The sequence below is a fragment of the Gordonia sp. DT219 genome (assembly GCF_049847065.1).
In the GTDB taxonomy this organism is placed as follows: Bacteria; Actinomycetota; Actinomycetes; order Mycobacteriales; family Mycobacteriaceae; genus Gordonia.
Map to the genome: position 1 here is coordinate 137,432 of NZ_JBNCNR010000008.1, position 18,512 is coordinate 155,943.

General features: G+C 67.0%; 19 protein-coding genes and 1 riboswitch. Of the genes, 9 read left to right on the forward strand and 10 right to left on the reverse strand.

All coding sequences use genetic code 11. From position 1 onward, the window contains the following. Positions 1–50: 50 nt before the first annotated feature. A riboswitch (SAM riboswitch) is annotated at positions 51–170 on the reverse strand. 221 nt (positions 171–391) lie between these two features. Then, entirely contained in the window at positions 392–1,948 is a 1,557-nt protein-coding gene (locus ACPXB3_RS12335; protein WP_425727758.1) for a PE-PPE domain-containing protein, read from the forward strand. 56 nt (positions 1,949–2,004) lie between these two features. Beyond that, positions 2,005–3,369, forward strand: a complete 1,365-nt coding sequence (locus ACPXB3_RS12340) for an MFS transporter (protein ID WP_425727759.1) — start codon at positions 2,005–2,007, stop codon at positions 3,367–3,369. On the opposite strand, the gene bfr is transcribed toward ACPXB3_RS12340, so the two are convergent. Next, positions 3,327–3,812: a bacterioferritin gene (gene bfr, locus ACPXB3_RS12345; RefSeq protein ID WP_425705034.1), complete on the reverse strand. Its 486-nt coding sequence runs from the start codon at positions 3,810–3,812 to the stop codon at positions 3,327–3,329. The genes ACPXB3_RS12340 and bfr overlap by 43 nt on opposite strands. 92 nt (positions 3,813–3,904) lie before the next feature. Further along, positions 3,905–4,084 (reverse strand): (2Fe-2S)-binding protein, encoded by a 180-nt coding sequence (locus tag ACPXB3_RS12350; RefSeq protein ID WP_425705033.1) that lies wholly within the window; start codon positions 4,082–4,084, stop codon positions 3,905–3,907. 131 nt (positions 4,085–4,215) lie between these two features. On the opposite strand from ACPXB3_RS12350, the gene ACPXB3_RS12355 reads away from it, so the two are divergent. The 3 genes from ACPXB3_RS12355 (at position 4,216) to ACPXB3_RS12365 (ending at position 7,332) form a co-directional block, all read left to right on the forward strand. Beyond that, positions 4,216–5,064: an exodeoxyribonuclease III gene (locus tag ACPXB3_RS12355; protein ID WP_425705032.1), complete on the forward strand. Its 849-nt coding sequence runs from the start codon at positions 4,216–4,218 to the stop codon at positions 5,062–5,064. Between the two features lie 82 nt (positions 5,065–5,146). Continuing rightward, entirely contained in the window at positions 5,147–6,190 is a 1,044-nt protein-coding gene (gene trpS / locus ACPXB3_RS12360) for a tryptophan--tRNA ligase (RefSeq protein ID WP_425727760.1), read from the forward strand. A gap of 80 nt (positions 6,191–6,270) precedes the next feature. Next, positions 6,271–7,332 (forward strand): YhjD/YihY/BrkB family envelope integrity protein, encoded by a 1,062-nt coding sequence (locus ACPXB3_RS12365; protein WP_425727761.1) that lies wholly within the window; start codon positions 6,271–6,273, stop codon positions 7,330–7,332. 21 nt (positions 7,333–7,353) lie between these two features. Here ACPXB3_RS12365 and ACPXB3_RS12370 read toward each other — a convergent pair whose 3' ends face one another. The 7 genes from ACPXB3_RS12370 to sdhC all read right to left on the reverse strand — a co-directional run bounded on the left by ACPXB3_RS12370 (position 7,354) and on the right by sdhC (position 13,496). Beyond that, positions 7,354–8,613, reverse strand: a complete 1,260-nt coding sequence (locus ACPXB3_RS12370; RefSeq protein ID WP_425727762.1) for a D-alanyl-D-alanine carboxypeptidase family protein — start codon at positions 8,611–8,613, stop codon at positions 7,354–7,356. Positions 8,614–8,668: 55 nt separating this feature from the next. Next, positions 8,669–9,406: a type 1 glutamine amidotransferase gene (locus ACPXB3_RS12375; RefSeq protein WP_425705028.1), complete on the reverse strand. Its 738-nt coding sequence runs from the start codon at positions 9,404–9,406 to the stop codon at positions 8,669–8,671. Between the two features lie 39 nt (positions 9,407–9,445). Beyond that, the gene (locus ACPXB3_RS12380; RefSeq protein WP_425705027.1) at positions 9,446–9,868 is read right to left on the reverse strand and encodes a hypothetical protein; all 423 of its coding nucleotides are present in this window, start codon (positions 9,866–9,868) and stop codon (positions 9,446–9,448) included. A 140-nt stretch (positions 9,869–10,008) separates the two neighbouring features. Next, positions 10,009–10,839 carry a succinate dehydrogenase iron-sulfur subunit gene (locus ACPXB3_RS12385; protein ID WP_425727763.1) on the reverse strand — a complete coding sequence of 277 codons (831 nt, stop codon included), beginning with the start codon at positions 10,837–10,839 and terminating at the stop codon, positions 10,009–10,011. After that, positions 10,839–12,593: a succinate dehydrogenase flavoprotein subunit gene (gene sdhA, locus ACPXB3_RS12390; protein ID WP_425705025.1), complete on the reverse strand. Its 1,755-nt coding sequence runs from the start codon at positions 12,591–12,593 to the stop codon at positions 10,839–10,841. The genes ACPXB3_RS12385 and sdhA overlap by 1 nt, the downstream gene beginning before the upstream one ends. 33 nt (positions 12,594–12,626) lie before the next feature. Then, positions 12,627–13,076 carry a succinate dehydrogenase hydrophobic membrane anchor subunit gene (locus ACPXB3_RS12395; protein WP_425705024.1) on the reverse strand — a complete coding sequence of 150 codons (450 nt, stop codon included), beginning with the start codon at positions 13,074–13,076 and terminating at the stop codon, positions 12,627–12,629. Between the two features lie 12 nt (positions 13,077–13,088). Further along, positions 13,089–13,496, reverse strand: a complete 408-nt coding sequence (gene sdhC / locus ACPXB3_RS12400) for a succinate dehydrogenase, cytochrome b556 subunit (RefSeq protein WP_425705023.1) — start codon at positions 13,494–13,496, stop codon at positions 13,089–13,091. Positions 13,497–13,723: 227 nt separating this feature from the next. Here sdhC and ACPXB3_RS12405 point away from each other — a divergent pair, with 227 nt between their 5' ends. The 4 genes from ACPXB3_RS12405 (at position 13,724) to ACPXB3_RS12420 (ending at position 17,182) form a co-directional block, all read left to right on the forward strand. Then, the gene (locus ACPXB3_RS12405) at positions 13,724–14,143 is read left to right on the forward strand and encodes a cytidine deaminase (protein ID WP_425727773.1); all 420 of its coding nucleotides are present in this window, start codon (positions 13,724–13,726) and stop codon (positions 14,141–14,143) included. After that, positions 14,140–15,480: a thymidine phosphorylase gene (locus ACPXB3_RS12410; RefSeq protein WP_425727764.1), complete on the forward strand. Its 1,341-nt coding sequence runs from the start codon at positions 14,140–14,142 to the stop codon at positions 15,478–15,480. Before ACPXB3_RS12405 ends, ACPXB3_RS12410 begins: the two co-directional genes overlap by 4 nt. Further along, positions 15,477–16,607, forward strand: coding sequence for an adenosine deaminase (locus ACPXB3_RS12415; protein ID WP_425705021.1), 1,131 nt, complete (start codon positions 15,477–15,479; stop codon positions 16,605–16,607). The genes ACPXB3_RS12410 and ACPXB3_RS12415 overlap by 4 nt, the downstream gene beginning before the upstream one ends. Positions 16,608–16,720: 113 nt before the next feature. After that, positions 16,721–17,182, forward strand: coding sequence for a hypothetical protein (locus tag ACPXB3_RS12420; protein ID WP_425705020.1), 462 nt, complete (start codon positions 16,721–16,723; stop codon positions 17,180–17,182). A gap of 5 nt (positions 17,183–17,187) precedes the next feature. On the opposite strand, the gene ACPXB3_RS12425 is transcribed toward ACPXB3_RS12420, so the two are convergent. Continuing rightward, entirely contained in the window at positions 17,188–18,486 is a 1,299-nt protein-coding gene (locus ACPXB3_RS12425; protein WP_425705019.1) for a primosomal protein, read from the reverse strand. Between the last annotated feature and the right edge of the window lie 26 nt (positions 18,487–18,512).

Genomic DNA, 18,512 nt, shown 5'->3' on the forward strand with positions numbered 1-18,512 from the left:
ACTTTCTACGGTCGGCAGGGTATGGAGACCCTGTTGGGGTCCGACCTTCGGACCCGCGCTTGCCGGGGACCCATACAGCGATCCCCAACCCGGTCATCACCCGGAGCACCCCACCGCGGTTGGAGGGTTGCCGATCAGCAAGCCGGGGCTTGACGCTGATGCTCATGACCTGGCGACAAGGATATAACACGGTCGTCGTTCGCTGAGAACCCTCCTGCTCAGGCTGGTTGGTGAATTGCGCAGATCGTTATCGGTGTTCTCCGGTCCCGGATTCGCCCGCGGTGTCCATCGAGCGGGGGAATGTGGGGGCGCCCTGGGTGATTGCCCGGTGCCGACCTGCTCCGCCTGCCTAAGCTGCGCAGATCAGCCCTCACCGAAGGACGTGGCAGCGATGGGACTCCGCACCTCGATCCGTGGCGTCTGTCTCGTGTGGGGAGCCGCCTCAATGGGCCTCGCGCTCACCGCCACGATGTTCTGGGGCCATGGGGTGGCGGCGGCGGACACGACATACGACTGCAGCGGCCCGGGCCGGGTGTTCATCGTCGGCGGGACATGGAACTCCGACGGCTCGTACCTCGTCGGTGTGCGACAGCGCTACACCGGCCTCGGCCCGGACAACCGTCCCGACGAGAACAACCCCAACCTCGGCAACCCCTACACCGTCGAGGCGGTGCCGTACGCCGCGACCATCTGGCCGCTGGGATCGGTGGGATACAACGCGAGCCAGACGCAGGGTGCGCAGAACCTCGAACAAGCCGTGGCCACCTATCAGCAGGAATGCGGCACCGACAAGAAGGTCGTCATCGCCGGCTACTCGCAGGGCGCCCGAGTCGCAGGCGACGCGCTGACCGACATCGGCCGGCATCGGCCGGTGACGCTTGCCGACGGGTCGACGTACGTCATCTCCACCACCGACGCCGGCGGCGCGACGACCGTCTCGGGCGAGCTCTACGCGGACCCGCGGATGTCGGCGACTCTCTGGGGACAGGGAATCGAACTGACACTGGTCGGGGCCATTCCGGGGATGACGATGTCGGGGCCACGCGATGGCACCGACTACGGCGGCGTACCCGTCACCACCTACTGCATCGAGGGCGACCCGATCTGCGACCTGCCCGATCCGCTCCATGACCCGATCGGCGACGTCGACGCCTTCTTCGGCTACTGGATCAAGCACGGCCAGTACCCATTCCACATGTACCAATTCCCCGGCACCGGTCAGACGTGGACCGTCAACGGTGCAGCGGAGACGATGACCTGCACCACCGACGGCGCGGTGCGGACATGCACGATCGCCTCGCCCTCGTCGATGGCGATCATCGTGGCGAACGCACTGACCGCAGTCGGCTACACCGGGACCGTTCCGGACCTCATGCGTTACCGCCTGCGCCTGCCCGACATCATCGGCATCACCCTCGCCGACTTTCAACCACCCATCCGCTGGGCCATGGGATGGCTACCGCCGTTACCCCAACTCGGCTACGGCGCATACCTGCCGGATCTGTTCGTCCTCCAGGACATCGCCAACGGTGTGCTCAACTCCGACGCCGACCTGTTCGACCACGGAGTCACCGCGTTGGCGGCCAGCGCCAAGAGCATCGTCTTGTTGCCGAGGAACTTCGCCACGTACTGGGCCGAGCGGGTCGTCGACGGGGTGCAGACAGTGCCGAGCGCAACGACGGCGGTGACAGGGGCCGGTGTCCCGGTGGTGACACGGGCCGAAAGCCCCGACACCGCACCGCCGGCGACCACCACAGCCGCTCCCACCACCACCGCGGCTCCCACTACCACCGCGGCTCCCACCACCGCGGCTCCCACCACCGCGGCTCCCACCACGGCCGCTCCCACCACGGCCGCTCCCACCGCGGCGGCTCCCACCGCCGCGGCTCCCACCACCGCCACCGGCACGGCATCCTCCACCGAGCGTGCCGTACCGACCGTGCCGTGACGATCGTTTCGCGCGGTCGACGGGGCCTGTGAACGAACTCACCGACCGCCCCGGGAATGCTCGCGTGCGCCGTGGTGGTTGCGACTCCTGTGTCCACACCAGCGAATCCCGAGGCGGCAGTTCCCGCCGACGAGCCGGCCACTGCGCACCCGACGACCGACGTCGCTGCGCGTGAAGCCGGGGAGTCGTTGCCGGACAACGGTTCTGCGCGTGTGCGGACGGTCCGCTGGGCGATCCTCGCGATGGCGCTCGGTGGCTTCGGGATCGGCACCACCGAGTTCGTCTCGATGGGTCTGCTCCCCAACATCGCCGGCGCACTCGATGTCACCGAACCCACCGCCGGTTCGGTCATCTCCGCGTATGCGCTCGGCGTTGTCGTCGGCGCACCGCTCATCGCGGCCCTCACCGCCCGGATGTCGCGCCGCACCCTGCTGATCGGACTGATGGTCGCGTTCACCGTCGGCAACGCGGCCACGGTCCTCGCACCCACCTTCGGTCTGCTGATCGCGGCCCGCTTCATCGCCGGCCTACCGCATGGCGCCTACTTCGGGGTGGCGGCATTGGTCGCCGCCCACCTTGCCGGACCACGACGCCGCGCGAAGGCGGTCGGGCAGGTGATGCTCGGGCTCGCCGTCGCCAACGTCGCGGGCGTCCCGATGGCGGCGTGGCTGGGTGAGCATTTCGGTTGGCGCAGCGCATTTCTTGTCGTCGTGGTCGTCGGTGCGCTCACCATCGCCGCACTCGCGCGCAGCCTTCCCACATTGCAGGACATGCCTGCGACCAACCCGATGACCGAACTCGGTGCGCTGCGCCGGCCGCAGGTCTGGTTCACCCTGCTCATCGGCACCGTCGGCTTCGGCGGAATGTTCGCCTTCTACACCTACCTGAACACGACGCTGACATCGCTGGCCGGACTGCCGGTCGGCTTGGTGCCGGTGGCCCTCATGCTTTTCGGGCTCGGGATGGTCGTCGGCAACATCGTCGGCGGCATGGCTGCCGACCGCAGCGTGTCGGTATCGATCCTGGTGGGACTGCTCTGCCTCGCGGCGGTGCTGCTGCTCTTCGCGCTGTTCGTGCAGTTCATCTGGATCGCGCTCGCGCTGACGTTCCTCATCGGGGTCGGCGGCACGTCGATGATCCCGGCCCTGCAGACCCGGCTCATGGACGTCGCCGACGACGCCCAGACGCTGGCTGCCGCGCTGAACCATTCGGCCCTCAACATCGCCAACGCCGCCGGCGCATGGCTCGGCGGCGTGGTGATCGCGGCGGGTTACGGCTATCGGGCGCCGTCGGCGCTCGGTGCGGTGCTCGCGATGGCGGGCGTCGCCGTCCTCATCGTCGCCCTGTGGACGCAGCGACGGACACGACGACCGGCCGGTCAGCCGACGTCGGGCGGAGTGGCGACCGTCTTGGACATATAGAGCTGCTCGCCGAGCCGGTCGAGCAACTCCAACTGCGTCTCGAGGTAGTCGATGTGGTGTTCCTCGTCCTTGAGGATCGCCTCGAAGATCTTTGCCGAGGTGACATCATTCTTGTCGCGGCACAAGGCAATTCCCGGCTTGAGTCGGTTGACGACCTCGATTTCGATGGCCAGGTCGGATTCGAACTGCTCGCGCAGCGTCTGACCGATGCGCAGCGGGAGGAGCTTCTGGTAGTTCGGGAGTCCTTCGAGGAACAGGATGCGATCGGTGAGGATCTCCGCGTGCTGCATCTCCTCGATGGACTCGGCACGGGTCTTGGACGCCAATTCGGTGAGACCCCAGTCGGCCTGCATCTTCGAGTGCAGGAAGTACTGGTTGATCGCGGTCAGCTCACTGGTGAGCTGCTCGTTGAGTAGGGCGATGACCTCGTCATCTCCGCGCATGCCGCAACTCCGTTCGGTCCGGAAGAAAAATGTCCACGAACCGTAGCACGACAAAACCCCCACGCGGCCCGATCGCATGGGGTGCGAGCAGGTCAGGCGGCGGTGGTGACCGCGGACTTTTCGCTCAGTATCTCCTGCAGCCGTTCGAGACAGGTTCCACAGCCTTCGCCTGCGCCGCAGCGATCGCCGATCGCGTCGACGGTCCGCGCGCCGTCGGCACAGTGCTCATGGACCTCGTGCTCGGTCACGCCCCGGCAGATACAAACGAACATGGATTCACCTCATCTAGCTGTTAGGTGAGGGTTACATAAATTCGACTCGAAGGCAAGCTTGCCTAACCTTCACCGTCCCGGCTTCCTCCGCGTGCGTGCCCTGTCGTGGCCGGTGCGTAGTCTGTTGACCCGTGACGACCACGATCACCACCGTCAATGTCAATGGCATCCGGGCGGCCACCAAGCAGCGCTCGGACGTCAATCCCGGGTTCCTGGCCTGGCTCGATACCTCCGGCGCCGACATCGTCGTGCTGCAGGAGATCCGCGCCGACGAGGAGCAGACACGGGCCGCCCTGCAGCCGGCCCTCGATGCGGGCTGGCGGTTGTCGATGAGCGAATCGGTCGTCAAGGGCCACGCCGGGGTCGGCATTCTGAGCAAGGCCGATCCCACGGCCGTGCGGGCGGGGTTCGGGAGCGCCGAATTCGATCCGACGGGACGCTACCTCGAAGCCGACTTCGACGATCCCGACCTCGGTGGGTTGACCGTGGCCAGCCTGTACCTGCCCAAGGGAGCAGCCGAGCCGACGGCGTCGTCGACGGAGAAGGACAGTGCCAAGTTCGAGGAGAAGAAGCGCTTCCTCGGCGAGTTCGGTGAGTACCTGACCACCGCGGCGCGTCGGCGCCGCTGCGTGGTGGTCGGCGGCGACTGGAACATCGCCCACTCCGAGGCCGACATCAAGAACTGGAAGGGCAACCTGCGCAACCCGGGATTTCTTGCCCACGAACGCGAATGGGTCGGTGCCCGACTGGATTCCGGCTGGACCGACGTGGTGCGCGACATGCACCCCGGCGTGGCCGGCCCGTACAGCTGGTGGTCGTGGCGCGGTAAGGCCTTCGACAACGATTCCGGGTGGCGCATCGACTATCAGCTCGCCAACCGGCCGGCGGCGCGGCGCGCGGTCAAGGGCTTCGTCGATCGCGCCGACACCTACGACCGCCGGTGGTCGGATCATGCGCCGGTCACCGTCGTCTATGAGTGAACGCCGGCCAGAGTGATCGCGGCACGGCCGGTGGAGAACTCCGCGGCAGAATACATTGGCGCGGTCTGCGAGAATCGACGTCATGAGTGACGTTTCCGGGGCACCCGTATCCGCGCCGCGCAAGCGTGTGCTGTCGGGGATCCAGCCGACCAGCGATTCCTTCCATCTCGGCAACTATCTCGGTGCCGTTCGCCAGTGGGTGGCGCTGCAGGAAGACTTCGACGCGTTCTACTTCATCCCCGACATGCATGCGCTCACCGCGGACTTCGATCCGGCGACCTTGGCGCAACGCACCCGGGTGTCGGTCGCACAGTTGCTGGCGGTCGGCGTCGACCCTGCACGAGCCACGGTCTATGTGCAGTCGCACATTCCCGAGATCGCCCAGCTGACCTGGATTCTGCAGTGCATCACCGGTTTCGGCGAGGCCAACCGGATGACGCAGTTCAAGGACAAGAGCGCCAAGCAGGGTGCCGACGCGGCCGGGGTGGGTCTGTTCACCTACCCGATCCTGATGGCCGCCGACATCCTGGCGTTCGACGTCGATCTCGTGCCGGTCGGGGAGGACCAGCGCCAGCATCTCGAACTCACCCGCGACCTCGCGCAGCGGTTCAACAAGCGCTTCGGTGCGGTGCTGCGGGTTCCGCAGCCGCACATCGTCAAGGAGTTCGCCAAGATCTACGATCTGCAGAATCCGACGGCGAAGATGAGCAAGTCCGCGGAGACCGACAAGGGGCTGATCGGTCTTCTCGACGAGCCCACGCGTTCGGCCAAGAAGATTCGGTCGGCGGTCACCGACACCGGCTCGCAGATCGGCTTCGATCCCGTCGAGAAGCCGGGTGTGAGCAATCTCCTGACGATCCAGTCCGCCCTCTCCGGGGTCGGTGTGGACGATCTCGTCGCGAAGTACGAAGGCAAGGGATACGGCGATCTCAAGGTCGACACCGCTGAGGTCCTGGCCGAATTCGTCACACCTCTTCGGGGTCGCGTCGCCGAATACCTCGATGACCCAACCGAACTCGACGCCATCCTGGCCGCGGGCGCGGTCCGGGCCCGGGAGATCGCATCCGCCACGCTGAAGTCGGTATACGACAAAGTCGGGTTCCTGGCACCTACGGTGGGTTCCTGAGGCTCCGCCCCGGGATGATGCCGGCCGGTGGGCGACCGACGCGAAGCGGTGCGCTTCGCCCGACCGGAAGGTGACGCGACATGGGTTCACTGATCGCGTGGATCAAGGGTCTCGTCGCGCGAGCGCAGGAGTGGTTCGCCGCCCTGCGGCAGCGATGGACGTGGCTCGATCATCTACTGCGCACCCAGGAGCGCTATACCCAGCGTCGGGGCAACCTGTATGCCGCCAGCATCAGCTTCAACGGGATCCTCGCGCTGGTGCCGATCGTGATGGTCGTCTTCGCCATCGCCGCCTTCGTCCTCGCCAGGCAGCCCGGCTGGATCGATCAGATCAAGGAGTCGGTCGTCAAGGAGCTGCCGGGTGAACTCGGTACCCAGGCCGAGACGTTGATCGACTCGGCCATCAACTCGCGCACCGCCGTCGGTGTGGTCGGTTTGCTGGGTGCCGCGTTCACCGGAATCGGCTGGATCTCGGGTGTGCGCGCCGGCATGACGGAGATGTTCGGGGGTCGCGTCAGCCGGAATGCGTTGGTGTCCAAGGCGACCGACCTGCTCACCTTCGCCCTGCTGGGCCTCGCTTTCGCCGTGACGATCGCGCTGACGACCCTGGCCGGCGGCGGTGGGGTCGTGGCCACCATCCTGCGCTGGGCCGGTGTCGAGCAGACCGCGTGGGCGCCGGTGGTGTTGCGTATCGTGGCCGTGCTGGTCTCGGTGGTCGCGAGCTGGGCGCTGTTCACCTTCATTCTCTCGCGACTTCCTCTGGTGCCGTTGCCTTTCCGGAACACGTTGAAGGCCGGGCTGATCACCGCGATCGCCTTCGAGATCGTCAAGTCCGTCGGCGGGATCTACCTGCGTTCGGTGCTGAGCAGCCCCGCCGGTATCGCCTTCGGGCCGATCCTCGGTGTCATGGTGTTCGCCTACCTCGCCTCCCGGATCATCCTGTACGCCACCGCATGGTGTGCCACCGATCCGGTCAACGCGCGGTTTCAGGTGGCCGACGAGGTCGAGCCGGCCGATCGCCGACCGGTGGTGCTTCGCCCGAGCGTCGAGGTCAACCCGTTGCCGCGGGTCGGCGCCATGGCCGGAGCCGCAGCCCTCGGCGCCGCGCTGGGGATGGTCCTGCGGCGCATTCGGGGCGACTGAGGCCCGCGCACGCTGCTCGGGCTAGCTGCGTCGGCGGCCGAGAAAGCGGGTCGCCACCGCCAGCAGGATGACGACGATCAGTGCGGCGACAAGGCCGATGAGGATCCGTTTCGACATGGTCGATCCGTGGTCGGAAGTGCTTGCCGCACGAGGTGACCCGGGCACGGTGGCCGGACCCGACGCGGGATCGGTTGGCCTCGACTCGGTTGTCGATTGCGACGTGGGCCGTCCGCTCACCAGGTCGCCGACCCGGATCGCGCTCGGTGCGTGGAACCCGTACTCCAGCAACGATTGTGCCTGGGTCCAATAGTTGTCGTCGGACGTCGACAACCCATACATCTGCACGATCAGCACGGTCCGGTTCCCCTGGCGGGCCGCCCCGACGAAGGTCTTCAAGGCGTCGTCGGTGTAACCGGTCTTACCGCCGAGCATTCCCGGGTAGCCGTTCAGCAGAAGCTGATCGGAGGTTTGCATGTCATAGCCGGGATGGTCGGGATCACCGGGGACGTCGCGGCGGGGCGGGTAGCCGGGGAAGTGGTAGGTGGGCTTGGCGATGATCTCGCGGAACGTCGGATTGCCCATCGCGGCACGGAAGATCAGGGCCAGATCGTACGGCGACGTCGACATGCCCGCGGCGTCCAGACCGGACGGCGTCGTCGCGCGGGTGTCGAGCGCGTGTAGCTGTGCGGCGGTGGCGTTCATCTTGGCAAGTGTGGCGGGCACGCCCCCCAGCTCACGGGCCAGGACATGGGCGCAGTCGTTGCCGGAGACCACCAGCAGCCCGGTCAGCATGTCGCGGAGGGTGTACCGGCCGCCGGGGCCCATGCCGCAGGCGTCGCCTTCCTGCCCCCAGTCCTCGGCGGTGGGTACGACGGCCCGATCGAGCGGGAGTCCGTTGTCGAGGACGGTGAGTGCGAGCAGGGTCTTGATCGTCGACGCCGGCCGGTACCGGCCGTGCGGATCCTTGGCGGCGATGACGGCGCCGGTGTCCATGTCGGCGACCAGCCAGGCCGCCGACGTCAGGCGATCGGGTACCGGACCGGCAGCGGGGTCGGTGATGACACCACACGCAGCCAGCTTCTCCCCGCCGACGGTCTGCGCGGGCACCGGTAACGCCGACGGCGTCGTCGATCCGGGGGCGACGACCTCGGAGGTGTCGACGGCCGGTGGCGGCACCAGTCGGTGCGGGCATCCGTCGGTGACCGGCGTGGCCGCCGCGGGTATCGCGACTGCGGCCCCGGGTGTCAGCATCAGGGCCACCGCGCACACGGCGGTCGCCATGGCGCCGATCCGTCGCCTCGTCCCTCGTGAGGTCCCCCAGGTCACCGCACGGAGGTTACCAGCGCGACTCGGACGGGTCGGACCCGGTGACGAGCGTGAACCATCGACGGATGAGGGCGCCCGCGAGCGGCACGGTGGTCGATTGGGCCGCCCGGGTGTCGGCCAGTACCGCGGACGGTCCGTCCGGGCCGAGCGCCTCGACGAGCTCGGCGCGGTACCCCGGGGCGTCGAGCCAGTCACGCAGCAGCGGACCGTCGACCTCGAGATGAAACTGCACGCCGTACGACATCCCATGCCGGAAGGCCTGATTCGGATACCTCGACGACGACGCCAGTCGGACGGCGCCGTCGGGGATGGCGAAGGTGTCGTAATGCCAGTGCATGGCCGGGAACCCGGTCTCCGGCGCCGCCGAGAACACCGGGTCGGCGCGGCCCTCGTCGGTGACGCTGATCGGTGCGACGCCGACCTCACCCTGTGCACCGGTGGTCACGTCCGCGCCGAGCGCACGTGCGAGCAGCTGTGACCCCAGACAGACACCCCAGACCGGGATGCCGGCGTCCAGGGCTCTGACGAGGAAGGCGATCTCGTCGTCGATCCATGGAAGGGTGGCGCCATCGTTGGCGCTCATCGGGCCGCCCATCACCAGGATCGCGGCGAACGCACGTGGATCCGCGGGCAGTTCGTCACACCACGCCCGGACGGTGTGGATGTCTGCGACGTCGGCGAGTCCGGCACCGTAGGCGCCCGATGATTCGCATTCGATGTGGCGCAGCTCGAGAACGTCGACAGTCATCGGGCAACCCTAGCGGCCCGGCCGATCCGGACCTCGGTGTCACCACGTGCAGACGGCCATCGCATGCTCGCCCTCGGCGGCGTCGTCGGCCACCGTCGTCGCACCGGCGGTGATCGTGCACCCGGCGACGTCTCCTGCGGAGATGAAGACGACCCGATGGACGCCTCGATCATCGTGCTGGCGGGTCGCCTTCTGGGGAGTCAGGGTCAGCGACCCGGTCCAGCGTCCGGAATGGGCGTCGTGGTCGGGGAGTGCGACGTCGAACTGATGTCGCGGCCGTCCAAACGCGTCGTACCAGAGCAGCTGTTCGTTGACCTGCTCATCGGAGGTGATCGTGATGGTCAGCGGGACTGCAGGATTCGGCGGGGTGTCGGCGGCAACGTTCGGTGATCCGATGCCGATCGCCATGACACCGACGGCCAGGAACGAAGCGATGACGAGCCGGTGGGGGTGGAGGTTCATACGGGGTTGGACGCGGCACGGCCGGAATCGGTTCCATCCGTGGGGAGATCCGCGGAGCAACGCATGAAGCAGCTCGGGCCCGCACCGCGTGCGGTGCGGGCCCGAGCCGGGGCTGCAGAGATGAGTTTTTGGTGAAAAGCCTAGCGCGAGAACATGAGTGCGCGCTTGACCTCTTGGATCGCCTGCGTGACCTTGATGCCGCGGGGGCAGGCATCGGTGCAGTTGAAGGTGGTGCGGCACCGCCACACGCCGTCGACGTCGTTGAGGATGTCGAGGCGTTCGACGGTGCCCTCATCACGGCTGTCGAAGATGAACCGGTGTGCGTTCACGATGGCCGCCGGGCCGAAGTAGCTGCCCTCGTTCCAGTACACCGGGCAACTGGTGGTGCAACATGCACACAGAATGCACTTGGTGGTGTCGTCGAAACGTGCGCGGTCGGTCTGCGACTGGATGCGTTCGCGGGTCGGCTCGTTGCCGGTGGTCATGAGGAACGGCTTCATCGCCCGGTAGGCGTCGAAGAACGGTTCCATGTCGACCACGAGATCCTTCTCCACCGGCAGGCCCTTGATGGGCTCGATGGTGATGGTGATCTCCTTGCCCTTGTCCGTGCTGCCCTTGTCCGTGCTGCCCTTGTCCCCGTCCTTTTTTGCCGGGAGCATGTCCTTCATCAGGATCTTGCACGCCAGCCGGTTGACGCCGTTGACCCGCATGGCATCCGAACCGCAGACGCCGTGCGCGCAGCTGCGCCGGAACGTCAAGGTGCCGTCGAGGTAGCCCTTGACGTAGAGCAGCAGGTTGAGCAGCCGGTCGGTGGGCAGGGCCGGGACCCGGAAGCTCTCGAAACCCTGCGCGTCGGGATTCTCCGGATTGAACCGGTAGATCTTCAACGTCACCATGGTCGCCTCGTCGGGGACCGGTGGCAATGGCGGGTCGTCGGAGGAGGGAGTCGGATTCTCCATGATCGCTGTCATCAGTACTTACGCTCCATCGGCTCGTAGCGGGTCTGGATGACGGGCTTCCAGCCCAGCTCGATATCGCTGAGCAGATTGTCACCCTTCTTGTAAGCCATCGTGTGCTTCATGAAGTTGACGTCGTCGCGGTTGGGATAGTCCTCACGGGCGTGGCCACCGCGCGATTCCTTGCGGTTCAGCGCACCGACCACCGTGACCTCGGCCATCTCCAGCAGGAAGCCGAGTTCGATGGCCTCGAGCAGGTCCGAGTTGAATCGCGTGCCCTTGTCGTGCACGCGGATGTGGGCGTATCGCTCTTTGAGTGCGCGGACATCGGTGAGCGCCTGCTTGAGGGTTTGCTCGGTGCGGAACACCGATGCGTTGGCGTCCATCGAGGCCTGCAACTCGGTGCGGATGTCGGCGACCCGTTCGTGTCCGTGTTCGGACAGGATCGTCTCCAGCCAGGCGTCGACCATTGCGGTCGGCTCCTCGGGCAGCGGGGTCAGCTCCGCGGCATTGGCGTAGTCGGCGGCGGCGATGCCGGCCCGCCGGCCGAACACGTTGATGTCGAGCAGCGAGTTGGTGCCGAGGCGGTTGGCCCCGTGGACCGAGACGCAGGCGCATTCGCCTGCGGCGTAGAGGCCGTGCACGACGTCGGTGCTGTTGCGCAGCACCTGGCCGTGGATGTTGGTGGGGATTCCACCCATCACGTAGTGACAGGTCGGGAAGACCGGCACCCACTCCTTCACCGGGTCCACACCGAGATAGGTGCGGGCGAACTCGGTGATGTCGGGCAGCTTTTCGTTGAGCACGTCCTCGCCGAGGTGGGTCACGTCGATGTAGACGTAGTCCTTGTTGGGGCCGGCGCCGCGGCCTTCGAGTACCTCGAGCACCATCGACCGCGCGACGATGTCGCGGGGGGCGAGGTCCTTGATGGTGGGGGCGTAACGCTCCATGAAGCGTTCGCCCTCGGAGTTGCGCAGGATGCCGCCCTCACCGCGGACCGCCTCGGAGATGAGGATGCCCAGACCGGCCAGGCCGGTCGGGTGGAACTGGTGGAACTCCATGTCCTCCAAGGGAAGTCCCTTGCGGAACACGATGCCCATGCCATCACCGGTGAGGGTGTGCGCGTTGGAGGTGGTCTTGTACATCCGGCCCGAGCCGCCGGTCGCGAACACGACCGACTTCGCGTGGAAGATGTGGATCTCGCCGGTGGCGAGCTCGTAGGCGACCACGCCGGTGGCGACGGGCTCGCCGTCCTCGTTCTCGCTCAGACACAGGTCGAGGGCATAGAACTCGTTGAAGAACTCGACGTCGTGTTTGACGCAGTTCTGGTAGAGCGTCTGCAGGATCATGTGACCGGTGCGGTCGGCGGCGTAACACGCGCGGCGGACCGGCGCCTTGCCGTGATCGCGGGTGTGTCCGCCGAAACGACGCTGGTCGATGCGACCCTCGGGCGTGCGGTTGAACGGCAGCCCCATCTTCTCCAGGTCTAGTACCGCGTCGATGGCCTCCTTGGCCATGATCTCCGCCGCATCCTGGTCGACGATGTAGTCGCCGCCCTTGACGGTGTCGAAGGTGTGCCACTCCCAGTTGTCCTCTTCGACGTTGGCCAGCGCGGCGCACATGCCGCCCTGCGCCGCGCCGGTGTGGCTGCGGGTGGGGTAGAGCTTGGTCAGGACCGCGGTGCGGGCTCGAGGGGCCGCTTCGAGTGCGGCGCGCATCCCGGCGCCGCCGGCACCGACGATCAGGACGTCGTAGCGGTGTTCCTGCATGTGGATTCGATCTCCTAGTCGACGCGGGCCGGGTCAGACGCTGTTGACGTCAAAAGTCAAGAGGGCGTAGGTGCCCAGGACCAGCACCAGGATCATCGACACGCCGAGCAGGACGTTCAGCCAGAAGCGTGTCGAGTCCTTGCGCGAGTAGTCGGCGATGACGGTGCGCATCCCGTTGCCGCCGTGCAGCTGGGCCAACCACAGCATCAGCAGGTCCCACACCTGCCAGAAGGGTTCCTTCCAGCGGGCGGCGACGAAGGACGCGTCGATCCGGTGCACGCCGTTGTCCCAGGCGAGCATGATGAACATGTGGCCGATGGTCAGGATGATGAGGGCCAGGCCGGAGAAGCGCATGAACAGCCAGGCGTACTTCTCGAAGTTGCCGCCCTTGCGAGCACGCGGGGTGCGCGGGTTGTCGAGGCTGGCGGGCCGGTCGTATTCGGTGCCCAGCGTCTTGGCGAGGTTGGGGGAGGATGCGGTCATCGGTGCTCTCTCCTAGAACGAGTTCTCGATCAGAATCTGCAGGAGCCGAACCGCTGCCGCCGCGAACACGATCACGAACAGCGAGAGGATCGTCCACAGCATCTGCCGCTGGTACTTGGCGCCCTTCGACCAGAAGTCGATGAGGATGACGCGCAGGCCGTTGAGCGCGTGGTAGAGCACGCAGGCCACGAGTGCGATCTCCATCAGCCCGATGATCGGCGTCTTGTAGGTCTCGATGACCTCCGAGTACTTGTTCGGATCGACCCGGATGACCGCGGTGTCGAGAACATGTACGAACAGGAAGAAGAAGATGGTGACACCGGTGATCCGGTGAAGCACCCACGACCACATGCCGGGGTCGCCTCGATAAAGAGATCGCTTGCGCACCGGGTCGGGTGCGGTTTCGGTCGGGGTGCTCATTGCGAGATTGGCCTCCAACATCGTCGATGGACGCGGTGGCCACCTGCTCGCAGCAGGCTCCACCATGGACCCATGCAACAGACTCTAAACCTATGCTGAGGGAGGTCGAAAACTGCCCGAACAGATTTGGGCCACAACTGATTCCGAGTTAGGTTTGCCTTACCAGTTCTGCCGGCGACGCGCACCGGCGCGTGTCCCGGCCCCGCACTGCTCACCAGGAGTCTGCCCTGTCTATCGAAATCGACTGGAATATGTTGCGCCACAATGCGAACGGAATGATCGACCGCGCCCATGTGCCGTATTCGCGGTTTCCGGTGGGCGCCGCCGGCCTCACCCATGAGGGTCGAGTCGTCGTCGGATGCAATGTGGAGAATGTCTCATACGGACTCGGAGTCTGCGCCGAGGTCTCGTTGGTGTCGGCATTGGTCGCCTCGGGTGGTTCGCGGCTGCGTGCGGTCAGTGTGTGCGACTCCCGGGGCGCGGTGTTGATGCCCTGCGGGCGGTGCAGGCAGGTGCTCTACGAGTTCGGTGGAGCCGAGCTGCTCGTCGATCACGCCGACGGACCCCGACGGTTGTCGGAATTGCTACCCGAGGCGTTCGGCCCCGACGATCTGACCGCAGGCGAACTCGACGGGCGTGCGCGGTGAGTGCAGATGTGCACGATCCCATCTCGGTGATCGCCACCAAACGCGACGGTGGAGTGCTCGGCGACGCCCAGATCGAGTGGGCGGTCGACGCCTACACCCGCGGCCGGATGGCGCCCGAGCAGATGTCGGCACTGTTGATGGCCATCGTGCTTCGGGGGATGGGCCGGCGCGAGATCGCCACCTGGACCCGGGCGATGGTCGACAGCGGTCGTCGCGCCGACTGGCGCGCTCTGCGTCGGGACGGGCGGCCGCTGGTCACCGTCGACAAGCATTCGACGGGCGGCGTCGGCGACAAGATCACCCTGCCGCTGGCGCCGCTGGTCGCCTCGTACGGCCTTGCGGTGCCCCAACTGTCGGGCCGTGGCCTCGGGCACACCGGCGGCACCCTGGACAAGTTGGAATCCATTCCGGGGTGGCGTGCGGAGCTCTCGGTGGACGAGATGACGGCGCAACTCGAGCGGGTCGGCGCGGTCGTGTGCGCCGCGAGTCCCGACCTGGCGCCGGCCGACCGGCTGCTCTACGCGCTGCGTGACATCACCGGCACCGTCGAGTCGATCCCGCTGATCGCCAGCTCGATCATGAGCAAGAAGATCGCCGAGGGCACCGGTGCCCTGGTGCTCGACGTCAAGGTCGGCTCGGGGGCGTTCCTGCCCGACCTCGGGGCGGCCCGCGAACTCGCCGCGACGATGGTCGATCTGGGCGAGCGGGCCGGGGTGGCGACCTCCGCGCTGCTGACGAATATGGACACCCCGTTGGGGCGCAGTGCGGGCAACGCCGTCGAGGTCGCGGAGTCGCTCGAGGTGCTCGCCGGCGACGGGCCGGACGACGTCGTCGAGCTGACGGTGGCGCTGGCCCGCGAAATGCTCGAGCTGGGCGGGGTGACCGGCGTCGACCCCGCCGAGAACCTGCGTAACGGACGCGCCATGGACTCGTGGCGCGCGATGGTCACTGCTCAGGGTGGCGACCCCGACGCGCCGCTTCCGCGGGCCGCGCACACCGACGTCGTCGTCGCCGAATCGTCGGGACGCCTCCGTCGAATGGATGCGCGCGCGGTGGGCGACGCCGCGTGGCGCCTGGGTGCCGGACGGTCGGTGCCGGGGGAGGCGGTGCAGGCGCAGGCCGGGGTCGTCTGGCATGCGGTGCCCGGTGACCTCATCGAGGCCGGCGCGACGCTGTTCACGTTGCACACCGAGACCCCTGAACGTTTCGCGCCGGCCCGGGCCGCGCTGAGTGGGGCGGTCGAGATCGGGGCGGACATAGGGGACGGTGAGCCGGGAGCGGGGACGTCCGGCGATGCGCGTCCGCTGGTGATCGAACGCGTTAGGTTCGGAGGATGACGTCGATGCAGCCGCGTTCCCCACTCGATCCCGCCGCCTTGGCCCTAGCGCCGAAGGTGCTGTTGCACGATCATCTCGACGGCGGACTGCGGCCGTCGACGGTGCTCGAGCTGGCTCGCGAGACCGGTTATGACGACCTGCCCGCCGACACGGCAGAGGCCCTGGCGATCTGGTTTCGGGAGGCCGCCGACAGCGGCTCGCTGGAGCGATATCTGGAGACCTTCGCCCACACTGTCGGCGTCATGCAGACCGTCGGCGCGCTCGAGCGGGTCGCCCGCGAATGCGTCGAGGATCTCGCCGCCGACGGAGTGGTCTACGCGGAGGTGCGGTACGCGCCCGAACAGCACCTCGAGGGCGGTCTGGGACTCGACGAGGTGGTCGAGGCGGTTCTGCGTGGATTCCGCCACGGTGAGCAGGTCGCCGCCGGTAACGGGCGCCCGATCACCGTGCGCTGCCTGGTGACCGCGATGCGCCACGCCGCCCGATCCCGGGAGATCGCCGAACTCGCGGTGCGCTACCGCGACCGCGGGGTCGCGGGATTCGACATCGCCGGCGCCGAGGCCGGGAACCCGCCGAGCCGGCATCTCGACGCCTTCGAATACATGCGCGCCAACTGTGCGCCCTTCACCATCCACGCCGGCGAGGCATTCGGCCTGCCGTCGATCCATGAGGCGATCGCCTTCTGCGGCACCGACCGGCTCGGCCACGGTGTGCGTGTCATCGACGACATCGTATTGGCCCCCGGTGCGCGGCCCGACGACGCCGCATTCCCGGGTGCCGAGCTGGGTTTGGTGGCAAATATTGTGCGCGACAAGCGAATTCCGCTGGAGTTGTGTCCGAGCTCGAACGTGCAGACCGGTGCGGTCGCCGCACTCGCCGAGCATCCGTTCAATGTCCTGGCGCGACTGCGTTTCCGGGTTACCGTCAACACCGACAACCGGCTGATGAGCGACACCACGATGAGCCGCGAATTCGCGAAGCTCGCCGAGCAATTCGGTTACGGCTGGGCCGACTTCGAGCGCTTCACCGTCAATGCGATGAAGTCGGCGTTCATCCACTTCGACGAGCGCCTGGCCTTCATCGACGATGTGATCAAGCCCGGCTACGCGGTGCTGATGCAGGGTTGAGTCGGCTGCCGGTGGGGAGCTATGACCGGTTCTTCTCGGGGGCGTAGGCACGCAGAAACGTCTCCGCCCCAGCGTGCACTGCCTGCCGGGCTCGCGCGTCGGAGATCGACTCGGTGCCGCCGACGGCAACCCGACGTCCCGATCTCCTCGGCGCGCTTGTTCTCCCCGCTGGTTTCGTCAGTCTGTTGCTGGCCGTCGGCGGTGTGGGTGCGCCCGGGTGGGCGGTCGTCGCCGCGGTCGTGGGCGTGGCGCTGCTGTGCGTGTGTGGGTCGCGCGCTGCGGATCGATGGCTCCGAGTATTGGATCTGCGGCTGCTGCGCATCACCGGATTCGGAGCCATTGCGGCGCCATCGTTTTCGAGCGTCTACCGGACCGTGCCCGCCGATCGGATTCCGTATGCGACGCCATCGCTGTTCGTCACCGTGCAGCTGTCTGCCGCAGTCGGCGCGGCCGTTGCGGCCACATTGATGACACATCTGGACGCGCCGGTTGCGGTCCGGGCCGGCTACTGCGTGGTGGTGGTGGTGCTGCTGGTCGCGACGTATATGGCGCGGCACCTACCCGGGCGGGTGTGAGGGCGTCAGCGCTTCTGGACGAGCCGGTCCTCGAATTCGTGCTCGAGCGCTCGCCACGCCTCGGCCTCGTTGTCGAACGGCGCGCTCGGCGCCATCCGCTTGGGGTCGGGATTGACCGCGTAATCGACGAACCAGCCCAGCGGGGTGGTCGAGCCGAGCGCCTCGGTGACAGCGTCGTCGTCGGCGTAATCGGCAGCGTCGGTGAACAACTCCACCGCGAGTTCGAGCTGATTGCGATCGATTCGACGTGGGCCGTCGGCAATGTCCTCGGCGAGTCCGGGCAGCACATAGACGTTGTCGTCGATGACATCGAACTCCAGCGAACCGTCGGTCGCCCCGACGCGCACCTCGTCGAAGGTCGAGACATTCGCGAGATCGTGGGAGTTGTCGTCGGCGAGGAACTTCGACAGCGTGCGCGCCGAGGCGAACACGAAGATCTTGCCATTGGCACCGAGGAACACCGGATCGTCGCCGAGATAGCAACGCAATGACAGGTACTCGCCGGTGCCGGTCACGATCCGGATCGGGTCGATGCCCACCGAGGCCCAGAAGTCGTCGTCGATCTCGTAGTCGAGGTCCTCATCGTCGTCGAGGTCCTCGTCGTCCGAGTCCTCGTCCTCGTCGTCGAGGTCTTCCTCGGCGTCGGCGTTCTCCTCGCCGAGCAGATCGAGGTCCTCGTCGGGTTCGTCCTCGTCCTCGGCCGAGGCGGCAGCCTCGAGTTCGGCCTCTGCGGTGTTGCGTGCGTCCTTGTCGACCTCGGGCGTGGCGATCACGCCATCGACGGCGTCGAGCACGTCGTCCCAGTGCTTGGCGATGAGCCGGCCGATGCGTACCCAGAGGTCGGTACCGTCGCGGCCCTCGAAGTTGCGGGTGCCGGTGGTGACCGCGCCGAGGATCGGGTTGCCGTTGAAGAACTTGGTGATGACCGTGAGTTCACACACCTCGCCGAGGATCCGCACGATCTCCAGTGCGTCCTCGAGTTCGGCGATGACCTCGGGAGTGGGATCCTCGGCGGCCAGTTCGGGCACCCCGACCAGATCGTAGGAGCGCCGGTCGTCGGGGACGAGTTCGTCGGCCTGGAGTTCTTTGACGGTCTCCCAGGCAGGATGCTCGGCGAGGTCGTTGTCGTCGTCGGTACGGATGAAGGCGACCAGCTCGGCGACACCGGGGAAGACGTAGAGATCCTCGTCGAGCCCGAGGAATGCCTCCCACTCGTCATCACCCTCACGCCAGCGGGGTGCCCACAGTGTGAAGCTGTTCCCGTCGGTGAGTCCGAGCTCGATGGGGACGATGTCTCCGGCCATGACGTCACAGCGTAGCGATCGTGACT

What these genes read in the sequence shown, in the direction of transcription:
- sdhA (WP_425705025.1), bottom strand. Translation starts at nt 12,593, where the DNA reads ATGCAGGAACACCGCTACGACGTCCTGATCGTCGGTGCCGGCGGCGCC.
- ACPXB3_RS12415 (WP_425705021.1), top strand. Translation starts at nt 15,477, where the DNA reads ATGACGTCGATGCAGCCGCGTTCCCCACTCGATCCCGCCGCCTTGGCC.
- ACPXB3_RS12375 (WP_425705028.1), bottom strand. Translation starts at nt 9,406, where the DNA reads ATGACTGTCGACGTTCTCGAGCTGCGCCACATCGAATGCGAATCATCG.
- ACPXB3_RS12335 (WP_425727758.1), top strand. Translation starts at nt 392, where the DNA reads ATGGGACTCCGCACCTCGATCCGTGGCGTCTGTCTCGTGTGGGGAGCC.
- ACPXB3_RS12380 (WP_425705027.1), bottom strand. Translation starts at nt 9,868, where the DNA reads ATGAACCTCCACCCCCACCGGCTCGTCATCGCTTCGTTCCTGGCCGTC.
- ACPXB3_RS12385 (WP_425727763.1), bottom strand. Translation starts at nt 10,839, where the DNA reads ATGACAGCGATCATGGAGAATCCGACTCCCTCCTCCGACGACCCGCCA.
- bfr (WP_425705034.1), bottom strand. Translation starts at nt 3,812, where the DNA reads ATGCGCGGAGATGACGAGGTCATCGCCCTACTCAACGAGCAGCTCACC.
- ACPXB3_RS12365 (WP_425727761.1), top strand. Translation starts at nt 6,271, where the DNA reads ATGGGTTCACTGATCGCGTGGATCAAGGGTCTCGTCGCGCGAGCGCAG.
- ACPXB3_RS12425 (WP_425705019.1), bottom strand. Translation starts at nt 18,486, where the DNA reads ATGGCCGGAGACATCGTCCCCATCGAGCTCGGACTCACCGACGGGAAC.
- ACPXB3_RS12340 (WP_425727759.1), top strand. Translation starts at nt 2,005, where the DNA reads ATGCTCGCGTGCGCCGTGGTGGTTGCGACTCCTGTGTCCACACCAGCG.
- trpS (WP_425727760.1), top strand. Translation starts at nt 5,147, where the DNA reads ATGAGTGACGTTTCCGGGGCACCCGTATCCGCGCCGCGCAAGCGTGTG.
- sdhC (WP_425705023.1), bottom strand. Translation starts at nt 13,496, where the DNA reads ATGAGCACCCCGACCGAAACCGCACCCGACCCGGTGCGCAAGCGATCT.
- ACPXB3_RS12350 (WP_425705033.1), bottom strand. Translation starts at nt 4,084, where the DNA reads ATGTTCGTTTGTATCTGCCGGGGCGTGACCGAGCACGAGGTCCATGAG.
- ACPXB3_RS12370 (WP_425727762.1), bottom strand. Translation starts at nt 8,613, where the DNA reads ATGGCGACCGCCGTGTGCGCGGTGGCCCTGATGCTGACACCCGGGGCC.
- ACPXB3_RS12395 (WP_425705024.1), bottom strand. Translation starts at nt 13,076, where the DNA reads ATGACCGCATCCTCCCCCAACCTCGCCAAGACGCTGGGCACCGAATAC.